This is a genomic window from Mucilaginibacter sp. P19 (assembly GCF_050632265.1).
In the GTDB taxonomy this organism is placed as follows: domain Bacteria; phylum Bacteroidota; class Bacteroidia; order Sphingobacteriales; family Sphingobacteriaceae; genus Mucilaginibacter; species Mucilaginibacter gossypii.
In genome coordinates this window covers 2,560,561-2,575,293 of the sequence record NZ_CP192586.1, presented here as the reverse complement: position 1 = coordinate 2,575,293, position 14,733 = coordinate 2,560,561, and the positions used below count along the sequence as shown (strand labels likewise).

Sequence of the window (14,733 nt, the reverse complement as noted above, 5' to 3'; positions counted from 1 at the left end):
CTTTTGCGCCGTACTCGCTTTCGTTTTCGGGTTTGTTTGCGAAATTTTTGATTTTTCAGGCTGATTTTTCTGCGATGAATTCATGTTCATACCGGGCATTTCATGTTGTTGGGCATGGGCAACCAAAGTCACGCAGAGATAACTTATTAGGAGTACTGTCTTCAGGTTTTTCATAACAAATGCTTTATACCTTATCTAATGATTTTCTGGGCAGCTGATCGGAGGATTTATACTGGCTCGGCGTTAACCCGGTTATGGTTTTGAACTGTGTGGACAAATGGGCGCTGCTGCTGTAGCCCATTTTCCAGGCGATCTCATTCATGTTGAGTTCACCGTACTCCAGCAGTTCTTTCACTTTTTCGATCTTTTGCTGAATAATGAATTTTTCTATGGTGGTATCCTCGGATTCCGAGAACATCCGGCTGAGGTAGGTATAATCCTTATGAACCTGATCGGACAGGTAATCTGAAAAACTAAGGCGATTGTCGGCAAGGTCGCTGTGATGGACCTTTTCAATGATCAGGTCTTTGATGCGCTGCACAACGCGGTCTTTTTCATTGTCAATCAGTTCGAAGCCAAGCAGCTTCAGAGCGGAGGAAACAGCACTTAATTGAACGGCATCCGGCTCAGGCTGTACATCCGCGCTGCCTAGAGCAATTGCAGTGACGCGGAAACCTAAATTTTCCAGTTGTTGTTTAACGACCATAATGCAGCGGTCGCAAACCATATTTTTAATATATAATGTCATGTTTTAATTCAAGCTAAAGAAAGTGAAGGCAATACTACTTCAGGCCGCAGAAATGCGGCAATGCTTGAATCAGATCAGAAGAGAACGGTATTTAAGAAATAAAGGCTGTACAGCCGACCGCGGCGGCCCCGTGGCGTTTAACCAGGATACTTTAGCCTCATAAATGCCCCGAACAGGCGCTGCTGAATCATAAGGTAAAAAAATCACGGCGACCTGTAATGCGCTCAGTTGAAATTCCAGCGAAGCGGAAGAGTTTTCTTTGATCACATAATTGCCGTGCTGGTTACAGCAACTGCAATCTTTACCTTCACCACAAGATTTTTTGTGTCCATGTTCTTTGTCCTCATGATGGTCGCTATCATGTCCGGCAAGAGATTCTTCATCGTGGCCATCGCCCATATGGTCATCAAGCGCAAGCGCCGTTAATTCGTGGCCCGACTTTTCCAATAAAAATTCGGCACCGCAGTGAACCAGGCATACGAACATACCCGTTGTCAGCAACAGGTAAAACGCAGCCAAGCCGAAGGCACCGAATTTTCTCATTATATTAGATACACAAAAAAGTTACATTTGTTTAAAAGCTACCGTTTTTTCTTAATAGTCAAAGCGCTATTCCTGCCTTTCAGTGCGGCTCTTACAAATATCGGTTTATTTGATGACTTCTGCCTGAAAGCCTTTGGCCTTCAATGCGCTAATCACTTCATTAGGATTCAAACCTTTATTTGTATCTACAGTCAGTACCTTATCAGGGTTAGCCGTATCGACCTCCCATTTTTGTACGCCGTCCAAATTATTAAGTACCGGGGTTACCGTTGCTATGCAGCCACCACATTTGATGGTGGTCTTGAATTTTAGAGTTTCCATTGTTTTTATGCTATATGTTAATTTTTGAATATTTAAGCCGAAGGCTGTTGCTGACCACCGATACAGAACTAAGGGCCATAGCTGCACCCGCGATCATGGGATTAAGCAGGAAGCCGTTGAACGGATACAATATGCCGGCAGCCAGCGGAATGCCGATGAGGTTATAGATAAATGCCCAGAACAGATTTTGCCGAATTGTACGAACAGTGAGCCGGGACAGTTTAAGTGCTTTGGGTATCTGTAAGAGATCGGAAGAGACGAGCGTGATCTTAGCTACATCCATGGCGATGTCCGAACCATGGCCCATTGCTATAGAAAGGTTAGCCTGTGCCAGCGCCTGGCTGTCATTGATGCCATCACCTACCATCGCGACTATTTTGCCCTGGCTTTGCAAGGTCTTCACAAACTCCGCTTTGTCGGCCGGTAAAGCACCTGCAATAATTTCAGTGATACCGGCCTCTTTACCGATATGTGCAGCAGTAACCGCGTGGTCACCGGTGAGCATATAGACCGTGATACCACTGCCTTGTAATTCGGCAATCGCTTGGGCAGAAGTAATTTTCACCCGGTCTTGCAGGGCAACAATCGCCAGTACAGAAAGATGTGAAGCGAAATAGATGACCGTTTTACCCCAACCAGATAGTGCTTCTGCCGCAACACGAAGTTCATCAGGCAAGTTGGTTTTACAGGAATCTACGAGTTTCAGGTTACCGGCATAGAACGGCTGTCCGTCGAACATGCCTTCAATTCCCTGACCGGTGAGACTGTGAAAATAGTTCGACGCTACAGTTCCCGTGTTTTGCTCCTTTAAGTAGGCTACAACTGCTGTCGCAAGTGGATGTTCCGATTGCTGTTCGAGTGATAACAGTATTGCAGCTAAGGGATTTTCTTTACCAGCCGCCTGATTCGCCCAGATCAGGTCTGTTACTACTGGTTTGCCTTCCGTGATCGTCCCTGTCTTATCCAGCACGACTGCATTCACCTGATAACCGATTTCAAGTGCTTCCGCGTCTTTGATCAGGATGCCATTTTCAGCGCCCTTGCCAATACCGACCATTACAGCGGTGGGCGTAGCCAGGCCAAGCGCACAAGGACAGGCGATCACCAGCACCGTCACCATTGCCAAAAGCCCTTGCGTTAAGGCTTGCTGACCGCCGAATAGCAGCCAGGCACCTAATGTTATCAGCGCGATCAGCATTACGACCGGCACGAATATACCTGCAATTTTATCGACCAGTTTTTGAACCGGCGCTTTAGAGCCCTGCGCCTCCTGTACAAGGTTAATGATCTGTCCGAGGAGCGTTTCACTGCCGACTTTTTCAGCACGGAACTGAAAACTGCCTTTTTGATTGATCGTGCCCGCGAAAACCGGGTCGCCGCTTTGCTTTGCTACAGCGACAGGTTCGCCACTGATCATGCTTTCATCGACATAGGAATGACCCTCCTGTACCGTACCATCGACGGGGATCTTTTCACCAGGGCGTACCAGCAACAAGTCACCAACCCTGACTTCTTCTACCGGCATAACCTTTTCACCTGCCGGAGTGATCAGTAAAACAGTCTTTGGCTGGAGTCCGATTAGCTTTTTGATAGCGGAAGACGTGTTGGATTTTGCCCGTTCTTCGAGCAATTTTCCCAGCATGATAAAGACAATGACAACCGAGGCCGCCTCGTAATATACATGCGGGTGCAAGGCCTGCCTGTGCCAGAAATCCGGGTAAACGGTATTGAAGACGCTGAAAAGGAAAGCAATGCCCGTACTCATAGCTACCAGCGTATCCATATTGGCGCGTCCATGCTTTGCCTGTTTCCAGGCCCCGATAAAAAAGTTACGTCCTGCAACAAAAAGCACGGGCGCGGTCAGCAATAACATGATGTAATTGGCATAAGGCATGTCCATATAGAACATACCGATGATCACTACGGGTAAGGTAAGGGCACCAGCCCATAGGATATTTCTCTTTAATGCACGGTAGTGAGTTTCCCGGATTTGTTCCTGCTGTTCTTTACCGTTAGCTGTATCTATGAGCAGGTCGTAACCTACCGACTGTAATGAACGTTTTAACACTTCTGGTGCAACGATTTCAGGGTGAAATTCGACCTTTACGGTTTGCGTTGCAAAGTTCACAGCCGCTTGCTCAACACCGTTTTGTGCGCCGAGCATTGATTCAACGCTTGATGCGCAGCCTGCACAGGTCATGCCGGTAACGGGAAAAGTAATTGTGGTGATCGATTGCGCTGCCATTATTCTTTATTTATGGTACAAAATTACGGGGCCACCGAAAATTTGCGTTACAGGATTATGCGGAAATTTTACAGAATACCGTTTAAGTTTCAGCGTTTGCCACAATTTTACTATTATTGAATATTGGTTGATAGTTTAAACTATTGTCTAAACACCTTGTAAACTTATAACCTCATGGACAATTACTTCCTGGTCAAACAGCCGTATGCCGTAAATGAATTGAAACGGTCAGCGTTGGTAGATTTCGTTAACAAAGGACTGCGGTTCATGCGTACCGGTTACCAGGTTAAACAATTGGATACCAATGTAGATATGAATACGCCTGAACAGCGCATCAATTATTATCACTTATTAGATTCCGTGATCTTCAACGGAGTTGCGGGTGATGTTGTAGAGTTAGGTTGCTTCACAGGTCAATGCGCGCTTATTTTTGAAAAAGTGATTGAATTAAACGCTTCTTCAAAACAGCTTCATTTGTACGACAGCTTTTTCGCCACCTTCACTGTTAAAGGAAGTGTTGAGGAACAACTGAAAGCCAATTTTGAAAAGGCCAAACTGAAGCAGCCCATTGTTCATAAGGGTGATTTTAAAACCACGTTACCGAACGAGTTACCTGCGGAGATCGCGTTTGTTCATATTGATTGCGGTTTTGGTGGCGACAAGTTGGAACACAAAGCGGTGATGCTCCATTGTTTCGAAAGCATTTATCCACGCATGAGCAAGAATGCTATTTGTATCCTGATGGATTATTATGATGCCGAAGCAGGTGCTGAAGGCCTTGATATCAATCCCGGTGTTAAATTGGCCTATGATGAATTTTTTGCGGACAAGCCGGAAAAGATCGTTTGCCTCTGGGGTAACCAATATAACCATGCCTATTTCCGAAAGGCTTAAAGAAAGAACTTTAAGCGAACGCCAATAGCGCTGTGAAACTTTGCTTTGTTCGCCTGCATTCACTCATGCAACGTCATCCGCTGAATCCGCACCGCATTTAAAATGGCCAGCAAAGCGACACCTACATCTGCGATCACTGCTTCCCACAGATTAGCGACACCACCAGCACCAAGAACCAAAACGATGACCTTTACCACCATGGCAATGGTTATGTTTTGCCATACGATCCGTTTAGTAATCCTGCCGATCTCAATCGCGGAGGTAAGTTTAGAAGGCTGATCGTTCTGAATTACAATATCCGCTGTCTCTATCGTCGCATCACTGCCTAAGCCGCCCATCGCAATGCCGGCATCAGCAAGCGCAACTACCGGCGCATCATTCACTCCATCACCGACAAAAGCGATACGACTGCCCGCATTTTTGAACCCTTGTACTTTTTCCACTTTTCCGTCTGGTAACAGATCACCAAAAGCTTTATCGATGCCAAGTGCCTTAGCAACTTTATCTACTACCGCCTGTTTGTCCCCTGATAACATGACGGTCTGCAATTTTAAAGCATGCATTCGCTCAATTGCCTCTTTTGCATCTTCCTTAATTTCGTCAGCAATCGTGATATAACCCGCATATTTATCATCAACGGCCAGTACCACAACGGTGTCAACCAAATTATCTACGTCAGCAGGATAACTTATATTAAACTTTTTGAGCAGCTTGGCATTCCCGGCAAGTACCGTTTTGCCGTTAACTGTTCCCTTCAAACCATGACCTGATATTTCTTCGACGTTTTCTGCCTTTAATTGACCTTCCTGCTGACCTGCATATTCAACGACGGCTTTGGCAATAGGGTGTGTAGAATTGGCTTCGATAGCAGCGGCGGTTCTGATCAGTTCATTCTTATCAAAATTCTCGGTAACAACTTCCTGTACTTTAAACACGCCTTTAGTAAGTGTGCCGGTCTTGTCCATAATGACGGTGTTGATCTTGGTCATTACGTCCAGGAAGTTCGAGCCTTTGAATAAAATACCATTTCTTGAAGCCAGCCCAATGCCTCCAAAATAGCCCAATGGGATGGAAACCACCAGCGCACAAGGGCAGCTGATCACTAAAAACACCAATGCCCGATAAAACCATTGATGAAAGTTATAAGGGTCTGTAAAAAAGTAGGGTGCAAAGCATACCAACAAGGCCAGTGCAAAGACTATCGGTGTATAAATTTTAGCAAAGCGGCTGATAAAAAGCTGCGTTTGAGATTTACGGGCGGTCGCATCCTGCACCATTTCCAGTATCTGGCTGAGCTTACTGTCTTTAAACAGCGCCTTGACCTGTACCTCGCTCACTTTGTCCAAATTGATCATACCCGCAAGTACCTTTTCGCCCTTACGTTTAGTATCCGGTTTACTCTCACCGGTCAAGGCTGCGGTGTTGAAACTGGCGGCATCTGAATAAAGTTCACCATCCAGCGCAACTTTTTCACCTGCTTTCACTTGAATGACCTCATCCACCTTAACAGTTTTCGGGTCTGTTTCAGTTGGCTTACCGCCACGCATAACAGTTACCTTATCCGGCCTGATATCCAACAACGCCTTAATGCTTTTCTTTGCTTTATTCACGGCAGCATCCTGAAACCATTCGCCTATGGAATAGAAAACCATTACGGCAACGCCCTCACTGTAGGAACCAATGCTGAAAGCACCGATGGTCGCTACGCTCATTAAGAAAAACTCATTGAAAAAATCAAAATGCTTTGCCTTGCGCCAGGCCATAGCCAAAACATTGTAGCCAGCCAACCCGAATGCAATCAAAAAAATGATCAGATTGACGGGAAATGGCGGTTGGTACTTAAACCCATATTCGAGCGTCAGCATGACGATCAAAATAAGCAGCGCGGTAAGCAGCGGCCAATGGCTCAGCCAGGTTTCTTCCTCTGCCGGTGCTTTCGTAAGATCTAAAGATTCATCTTCGTCATCATGATCGTGTTCAGACGCGGCATGTTGGTCAGCCTCATGGGCCTCTTTTTCAGCGCCCGAGGTATTGGCTAAATGTTCATCCGATTTGAATTGTTCTTGCCGTACCTGGTTTTCTTGTTCTTCTTTCATGATATGGTAGTTAAGCGTTTTGCACCGCTGTTTGTTTCGACAGGAACGTATGATAAGCGTACTTGACCTCTTTTAGCGGTAATTCGAGCCTGAATGCGATGTTCTTAAAACTGAAACCTTTTTGTTTCAGGTGAGCGGTCATTGTTGGGAGCCATTCTTCCAGGGGCTTCAATTTAAAATACTTCTTACAGGCTTCCGCTGCGAACCCGTAGATGATCCAGTCGAGTTCATCCAATAGTTTTAATGCACTAACGTTTCTATAGATCGTCAGAAATACGTCCTGTGTGACCTCGTCAGTATCCTCGTGATCCAGGCCCTGGTGACGGATAAAGAAGTAAATCTGCTGCTGATATTTAGCGAGCAACTGGCCGAAAGCCTTCCGGCGTGTTTTCTCGTTTACTAAATCCTTCAATATGACATCATCTGCAATTACAATCGTTTCCATGATCTTTTCCTTCGTGCAGACTAATTGCCTGCGTTTTTAAGTTCAATTCTATTCTTCGTCTTCCCCTGTGGCGCTTTCTGATGAAAGGATATAAAAGGCACCCTTTGTTACGATCTTCACATCTTTTGGCAGCGACGTCACCAGCCTGACTTCGGTATAGCCCAGGTCCGTTACGCCCGTCACGACCTCTGCTTTTTCAAACACATACTTTCTTCCCGGCTTTGGCTTATCGTCTTTATCCTTTGCGGTTTCGTCTTTATCTTTCTCCATTACCTTGACTAAGTAATAGATATATTCCTTACCACCGGTTTTTATGACGGCTTCAGTTGGAACGGCAGTCGCCAATTGCTGGCCAACGTCAATTAAGGCGGAGACATACATTCCCTGGATAAGATTACTTTTGGCAGCCTGTTCGATCACTGCATGGGCGATGATCGCCTTGCTTTCATTTTCGAAAGATTGGTTCACCCCGTAGATCTTTCCTGTGATCTCCCTGTTATTCTGGTTGGTCAAGGTGAAATAAACATGCTGACCAGCCTTAACCTTAAACAGGTCTTTTTCATACACGACCAAATCGCAATGCACTTTTGAGTTATCAATGATGTTCATCAGCGGTCTTGCAGGTTCGGCATAAGAGCCGGTCTGAATAACGATCTTCCCGATAGTACCGCTGATCGGCGCGTATACCGGAATCTGTGTGATAAAACGGCCATGTGATGCACTCTCAGGACTTACGCCTACCTGCCGAAGCTGACGGCTTAATGCAGCTACCTTAGCTTGTTCGGTCTGTAACGCGCTTTGTGATTGCTGATACACCTTTCCCGTACCGGCGTTTGCCTCATTCAGTTCTTTTTGCCGTTCATATTCTTTGGTAGCATACATCAGACTGCTTTGTGCAGCCATATAATCCTGCTGTAATTGGATCAGTTGGTTATTTTCTATAGCAGCCAATTTTTGACCTTTGTTGACATGCTGTCCTTCCAGAACGAACACCTGATTGACAACGCCGCCCATCAGCAAGGTAACTTCTGCTTTATTCTGTGGTGGCACCTCCAACTGGCCGCTGGCCTTAACGACCGACTTTAAATTCTTTTGCTCCAAATAGCCTAATTGAATACCAACGGCATCCAACTGGCTTCGAGAAATGGTTATACCGACAGTTTTGTTTTTAGGTTTTTCCTTCTCCGCTGCTTCTTTTTCTTCTGTCTTGGGTTGCTGTGTGCAGGACGCCAAAATGATAGTTGCGACAAGTGTCAGCGCGAACGCTGTTTTATATTTTTTTAAACGGAATAGTCTCATTTTGATTTCGATGTTGTAGTGAGGTAAGTAAGTTCAATAACCGCCTGGTTGTAATCACGAAGTGCTGAAAGATAGGACAGGCGGATGTTCATGGCCTGTGTCATATTCTGAATAAATTCGACATAGCCGATCTCACCCTTGCTATAAGCAAACTGGGCGATCCGTATTTGCTCGGCTGCCTGCTTTAAACCACCTTCGTCGTAATAGCGGACTGCCGCCTCATATTTAGCGAGTTGCTGCAGTGCCTGATTATATTGCTTGTTGAGTAAAAGGCTGGCGTTCTGCTGTTCAGCCTGAGCGATCTGCTGTCCCACCTGGGCGGCTTTAACCCTGCTCTTTTGAGCACCGAAAAATAATGGCACCGAAACACCGACTTCAAAACCACCAACCCTGGTGCCGGGAAAATAGTTGCGGCTGATATTGGCAGGATTAAACGCGCCGACTAAAAGTTGTTGGCGATAACCAATGGTCAGGTCAGGGAAATAACGGCTTTTTTCCGCTTTCAGTTGTGCATCAGCTAAAGCATTTCGTTGTTCATAATAAGCTACTTGTGGGTGATTGCTGGTCACAATACTATCGGCAGCAATAAAAGAAAGCTTTTCTAAAGGCCCATCAGTTATTGCAGGCAAATAGTTAATGCTCAATAACTGCTGTAATTCCTGCCTGCCGATCAGTACATCCGCTTCCGCCTGTCGCCTGGAAACGCTGATCTCTTTGTAAGCGTTCGTAGCCGAAAGCTGTTCAAGGTAGGAGGTTTCACCTGTTTTATAGCGCAAAGCCGCCCGCTCTGAAAAGCGTTTATATAAGCTATCCTGGCTGGTAAGCTGCCGTAACTTATTCTGCGCATATTGAACCTCGTAATAGGCTGCTGTGACCTGTTTGACGACTTCGTTTTCGGTAATAGCTTTTGAGCGTTCGCTCAATGCGGTCTGTGCTTTGAGTACTTTTGCCTGAGCGCTGTAAACGGTCGGAAAAGCAAAGCTTTGGGTGATCCCCAAACTATTATCGATATTCCCACCGGATGTAGGGTCTTGTGTAAGGGTGATGTCGGTTTTGGCGGGGTCGAATGCCGTACCTTGTAAAGTTCGGTTCTGACCGATCTCCAGCGTTGCTCTGCGCAATTGCGGATTATTTCGGATTGCGGTCTCAATGCTCTCTGATAAGGTAAGCGGTTTATCACTCTGCGCGTTGACCGACAGAAGCAATTAAGCTGCCTGTAAGAAACAATAAGATAGCTCCGATCTTGGGTGATAATGGCATTGTCTTGTCTGTTTTTGGCGGATGATTTTTGGTAAAAAGAATATAAAGCACCGGAAGAACCAGTAAGGTAAGCAAGGTCGCTGATATTAGCCCGCCGATCACAACCGTTGCCAAGGGCCTTTGCACTTCGGCACCAGCGGTAGACGATATAGCCATCGGCAGGAAACCTAACGAAGCTACAGAGGCCGTCATCAACACGGGCCTTAACCTGACCTGCGTTCCTTTCTTTACACGCTCGATGATATCGGTAATGCCTTCAGCTTGAAGCTGGTTGAAATAACCGATCAGAACGATCCCGTTCAAAACGGCAACACCAAAAAGGGCGATAAAACCGACGCCTGCGCTGATACTAAAAGGCATTCCTCGTAAGTACAAGGCAGCAACACCACCAATTGCTGATAGCGGTACGGCAGAAAAGATCAGGAGGGTCTCTCTAACGGAACGGAAGGTAAAATACAGCAACACGAGGATCAGCAGCAGTGCTACCGGCACAGCTATAGCTAAACGGCCTTTGGCTTCCTGCAAATTTTGGAACTGTCCGCCATAGGTCGTGTAATAACCGGCAGGCATTTTTAATTTTTGATTTAAGAGCTCCTGTATCTCCTTAACCGTACTTTCCACATCACGGCCGCGGACGTTAAAGCCAACGTAGATCCGGCGTTTACCATCCTCACGGCTGATCTGTGAGGGTGCATCCTCGGTTCTGATCGATGCCACCTGGCTTAACGGAACCTTGCTGCCGCTTGGAAGCGGGATATAAAGGTTTTCGATGTTCACTATATCGGAACGCAGTTCACGGCTTAGGCGCAAAACGATCTCAAAACGTTTCTCACCCTCGAACACCGCACCAGCCACCCGACCGGCAAAAGCGGTACTTAACGCCGTGTTGACATCTTCAATGTTCAAACCATATTGGGCGATCTTATGGCGGTCATAAACAACCGCTACCTGGGGCAAGCCGCTTACCTTTTCTACCATTGGTTCACTTACCCCCTTAACGCCGCTGATCAGTTTTGCAGTTTGATACGCCTGGGAAGCCAATACGTCCAGATCATCGCCAAAAATTTTAATGGCAACATCCTGCCGTATACCTGTCATCAGCTCATTGAATCGCATCTGCATAGGTTGGGTAACTTCTACATTAATGCCGGGAATATCTTTTAGTGTTTCTTCGATCTTCTCCATTATTTCAGCGCGATCACCGGCAGAAGTCCATTCATCTTTCGGTTTCATAGATAGCATCATATCACCACGCTCGAACGGCATCGGGTCTGTAGGCACTTCCGCGCTTCCTATACGGGTTACTGCCTGCTTGATCTCCGGGAACTTCTGCTTTAAGAGCTTCTCTGCTTTTCCAAAGGTCTGCACTACCTGCGATAGTGAGGTGCCTTGCATCATGGCAATTTCAACCGTCAGATCACCTTCTTCTAAAGTCGGGATGAACTCACCGCCCATTTTAGCAAAAGCCCACAGGGCGATGGCTAATAAAACGACAGACAAAAAAACGGTAAACTTTTTAGCCTTCAGCACGGCGTTTAACGCCGGCGTATAAATGCGGTGCATGGCATCAACCAGCCGGTCAGAAATATTCCGCTTATGGTGGGTTTTCTTACTTAAAAATAAGGCACTTGCCATAGGCACATAGGTCAGCGAAAGGATAAAAGCACCCAGGATGGCGAAAGCTACCGTTTCTGCCATTGGCCGGAACATCTTTCCTTCGATACCTACCAGTGCGAAAAGCGGCAGATAAACGATAAGGATGATGATCTCGCCAAAAGCGGCGCTGTCCCTGATCTTGGATGCTGCTTCGTAAACTTCGCCATCCATTTCAGATTGATCAAGTGTTTCTTTGCCTGCGAAGCGGTTGCTTTCTGTGATCCGGTGAACGATGGCTTCGACAATAATAACCGCCCCATCCACGATCAGTCCAAAGTCAATTGCACCCAGGCTCATCAAATTTCCGGATACCCCAAAGAGATACATCAGCGTTACGGCGAACAGCATGGCCAGGGGAATAACGGAAGCAACTACTAAACCTGCACGCCAGTTACCCAACAGCAGGACCAATACAAAAACGACGATAAGGCCGCCTTCTATAAGGTTCCGTTCTACCGTACCCATAGCCCTGCCAACAAGTTCCGTACGGTCAATGAACGGCTCAATGACCACACCCTCGGGCAATGACTTTTGTACCTGGGCCATGCGTTCCTTAACGCGCTCGATAACATCACTGAAATTCTCACCTTTTAGCATCAGGGCGACACCGGCAACGACTTCGCCTTGTCCGTTACGGGTAACTGCGCCATAGCGGTTAGCACTGCCATATTGCACCTTGGCAATATCACCGATAACCACAGGTGCATCTTCACGGTTCTTAACCACGATATGTTCAATATCATCCAGTGTTTTAACCTGACCCAGCCCCCTGATAAAATAGGCGTTACTTCGCTGTTCAATGTACGATCCACCTGTGTTTTGGTTATTCTTTTCAAGTGCAGTATAAATATCGCTGATCGTAATATTAAGGCTGTTCAGCCTTTCGTTGTCAATAGCGATCTCGTATTGCTTCACATAGCCGCCCCAACCGCTGATTTCGGCAATTCCAGGGGTTCCGGCCAGTTGTCTGCGGACGATCCAATCCTGCATGGTACGCAGGTCTGTAGCGGAATATTTGTTTTCATAGCCGGGTTTTGTATGTATGACATACTGGTAGATCTCCCCGAGGCCGGTCGTGATAGGTGCCAACATAGGTTCGCCGGTGTCTTTGGGAATCTGACTTTCAGCTTCCTTTAAACCTTCGCTGATCTGCTGCCTCGCCCAATAGATATCTGCATTGTCCTCAAATACTACCGTTATCACCGACAGTCCGGAACGGGAAATTGACCGTTTTTCAATTACTTTAGGCACGTTGGCAATCGCCAGTTCTATCGGCGCGGTAATATATTGCTCCACTTCCTGAGCGCCCAAAGTAGGTGCCTGGGTAATAATTTGAACCTGGTTATTGGTAATGTCAGGCTGTGCATCAATTGGCAGGCGTGTAAGCGAAAAAATACCGGCCGCTACTAATAATATTATAAATGCCCCTACGACCAGCTTATTGCTGATCGAGAACGCAATGATCTTATCAAACATGGATTTATGGTTAATACGTAAACGTGCTTGTGGCATAGCGCAGACGCTATCCCATCACGAACAAAATTGAAGCGAATGTATTAACCGATCTGAGGCGGCTGCCAGATAGAAATGGATTGTTCAAGAAGCGCCGGAACTGTCGGCTCACCGAAAGTTTTTTTAACTTCTTGTATGAAAACGCTCCCCACGTGATGGTAGGGTGTTAGCGTCCGAACAGTAGAACAGCAGGAACAGGTGCAGAACGGCGTGCAGGTTTCTTTGCCTGCTTTTTCGTCACCTGAATGGCTTTTAGTAAAAGTAGTATAAGATTTCACCATATCCCCAAAGTCGTCACTGTCCCTGCATGGCAACACTGCCAGTAAGGTCATGTAAACGCTGAATATGATTCCTACATACTTCATTTGATACAAACATATGATTTACAGGTCAATTATTACAAAATTAAACTTCATAGAAATGTTAATTTATGTTAAACCTGTTAAGGGGCATAGAACACCAAGAGAAGTGTGGTCAGGTTAAAACAAAAAAAGTACAGCAAAGCTTTACCCGCAATTCGTAGAATTCATATATCCGCAAAAGACTACGGCATAACGAGCCGCCTTCTTAGCGCGGCGCGCTCGCCCTACGGGACTTATTCCGTTTCCATTTGCCTTATTGCGGGTAATTTATTATGCTTTCTTTTTTCCTTTTTCTTTTAAACCGTTATACAACATATTGTTTAGTATCTTCAATCATGTATATAGACCAAATATATTTTCAAAAATTGCACCTCCAGTTTGGTGATCTGATTTATCTAATGATCGAAACAGGCGAAGGATTTACTGGCTCGTTTCAGGATGGCTTCGATGGCTCGGCGTTTTTGTTCACTAACTTTTCCAATGGTAAGACACAAAAGGTAGCGCTAAATAACTTACAACAACTGGAAAAGATTAAGCAGTAGTAAATCGAACGATGACTGAGGAGTTAATACAGAAATATAACAACCATCGCCAGAAAGCGGACGGTTATAATGTCGATACGATTAGCGGATTGTATGATAAATATTCGACAACCTATACCGGATATAACATGCTGTATAATGAAGTCCCGGCTTCACTTGCAAAGCAAAATGTTAAATTAAGGGCTAAAGACGATGACAATCATAAAGCAACTGATCTTGTAGCACAGTATTTAGGGGAAGAAAATATTTACAACCAATTTTTGGAATGGGGTAATGAAAAAGATATTCATTCTTTAATATGGATCATTGAAGAAGGTTATTTTAACATCGTGCTTGACCGGGCTGGAAATTCTAAATCAGAACGAGATAAAGAACTGCTTCTCGGGTTAAAATCCGAATCTTCAGACGTTAAAATAATGGCAATCCTAAAAATCATATATGCAGTCAGAAACAATATGGTTCATGGTAATAAAGACATTCAAGAATACCAGCGCTTTTTGTTAGAGCCCCTTCTCAGCCTCCTGCAAACACTATGTTCGCAATTATTTGAAAAACTTGGAGCCTAAGTTTGAATGATTCATCAAAAAATGCGGTTTATAACAAAAGTCCCTTAACACTCGCTGCAAGGGACTTTCAACCTAAACCTTATCACAAGGCAAGCAAGGATGCCTGCCATTAAGGGTGGCAATCTACAATTTTTGATGGAAAATAAATGAATGATATTTCAGGTCGGTTTATGGTAAATCAAGGCGCACCCTGTTTTCACCGAAAATCATTTAACACTATGAAAACAGGGGGCGTTCTTCGGGC

13 protein-coding genes are annotated in these 14,733 nt (G+C 45.6%); 3 read left to right on the top strand and 10 right to left on the bottom strand.

Features of this window, described 5'->3' with window-relative positions; genetic code table 11:
• Positions 1–184 precede the first annotated feature (184 nt).
• The 4 genes from ACQ86K_RS12395 to ACQ86K_RS12380 form a co-directional block, all read right to left on the bottom strand.
• On the bottom strand, positions 185–706 hold the full coding sequence (locus tag ACQ86K_RS12395; protein ID WP_431200456.1) for a helix-turn-helix domain-containing protein: 522 nt from the start codon (positions 704–706) through the stop codon (positions 185–187).
• A 111-nt stretch (positions 707–817) separates the two neighbouring features.
• A complete protein-coding gene (locus ACQ86K_RS12390) occupies positions 818–1,291 on the bottom strand; it encodes a hypothetical protein (protein WP_157526426.1) in 474 nt (157 codons plus the stop codon).
• A 105-nt stretch (positions 1,292–1,396) separates the two neighbouring features.
• Positions 1,397–1,612, bottom strand: a complete 216-nt coding sequence (locus ACQ86K_RS12385; protein ID WP_157526428.1) for a heavy-metal-associated domain-containing protein — start codon at positions 1,610–1,612, stop codon at positions 1,397–1,399.
• A gap of 10 nt (positions 1,613–1,622) precedes the next feature.
• Positions 1,623–3,857, bottom strand: coding sequence for a heavy metal translocating P-type ATPase (locus ACQ86K_RS12380; RefSeq protein WP_157526430.1), 2,235 nt, complete (start codon positions 3,855–3,857; stop codon positions 1,623–1,625).
• A gap of 174 nt (positions 3,858–4,031) precedes the next feature.
• On the opposite strand from ACQ86K_RS12380, the gene ACQ86K_RS12375 reads away from it, so the two are divergent.
• Complete coding sequence (locus ACQ86K_RS12375; protein WP_157526432.1) at positions 4,032–4,751, top strand: TylF/MycF/NovP-related O-methyltransferase; 720 nt, start codon at positions 4,032–4,034, stop codon at positions 4,749–4,751.
• A gap of 59 nt (positions 4,752–4,810) precedes the next feature.
• Here ACQ86K_RS12375 and ACQ86K_RS12370 read toward each other — a convergent pair whose 3' ends face one another.
• From ACQ86K_RS12370 to ACQ86K_RS12345, 6 genes are read right to left on the bottom strand one after another with little or no spacing between them, the layout of a single operon-like run.
• Positions 4,811–6,847 (bottom strand): heavy metal translocating P-type ATPase, encoded by a 2,037-nt coding sequence (locus ACQ86K_RS12370; protein WP_183549007.1) that lies wholly within the window; start codon positions 6,845–6,847, stop codon positions 4,811–4,813.
• A 10-nt stretch (positions 6,848–6,857) separates the two neighbouring features.
• Positions 6,858–7,292 (bottom strand): RNA polymerase sigma factor, encoded by a 435-nt coding sequence (locus ACQ86K_RS12365; RefSeq protein ID WP_157526434.1) that lies wholly within the window; start codon positions 7,290–7,292, stop codon positions 6,858–6,860.
• A gap of 48 nt (positions 7,293–7,340) precedes the next feature.
• Positions 7,341–8,591: an efflux RND transporter periplasmic adaptor subunit gene (locus tag ACQ86K_RS12360; protein WP_157526436.1), complete on the bottom strand. Its 1,251-nt coding sequence runs from the start codon at positions 8,589–8,591 to the stop codon at positions 7,341–7,343.
• Entirely contained in the window at positions 8,588–9,796 is a 1,209-nt protein-coding gene (locus tag ACQ86K_RS12355; RefSeq protein ID WP_431200455.1) for a TolC family protein, read from the bottom strand. The genes ACQ86K_RS12360 and ACQ86K_RS12355 overlap by 4 nt, the downstream gene beginning before the upstream one ends.
• Complete coding sequence (locus ACQ86K_RS12350) at positions 9,768–13,019, bottom strand: efflux RND transporter permease subunit (protein ID WP_431200454.1); 3,252 nt, start codon at positions 13,017–13,019, stop codon at positions 9,768–9,770. The genes ACQ86K_RS12355 and ACQ86K_RS12350 overlap by 29 nt, the downstream gene beginning before the upstream one ends.
• Before the next feature lie 44 nt (positions 13,020–13,063).
• Positions 13,064–13,384 (bottom strand): DUF6660 family protein, encoded by a 321-nt coding sequence (locus tag ACQ86K_RS12345; protein WP_157526440.1) that lies wholly within the window; start codon positions 13,382–13,384, stop codon positions 13,064–13,066.
• 332 nt (positions 13,385–13,716) lie between these two features.
• Here ACQ86K_RS12345 and ACQ86K_RS12340 point away from each other — a divergent pair, with 332 nt between their 5' ends.
• Both ACQ86K_RS12340 and ACQ86K_RS12335 read left to right on the top strand, forming a co-directional pair.
• Positions 13,717–13,923: a hypothetical protein gene (locus tag ACQ86K_RS12340; RefSeq protein WP_431200453.1), complete on the top strand. Its 207-nt coding sequence runs from the start codon at positions 13,717–13,719 to the stop codon at positions 13,921–13,923.
• A gap of 11 nt (positions 13,924–13,934) precedes the next feature.
• Positions 13,935–14,489, top strand: coding sequence for a hypothetical protein (locus ACQ86K_RS12335; protein WP_157526444.1), 555 nt, complete (start codon positions 13,935–13,937; stop codon positions 14,487–14,489).
• The last annotated feature ends 244 nt before the right edge of the window (positions 14,490–14,733 follow it).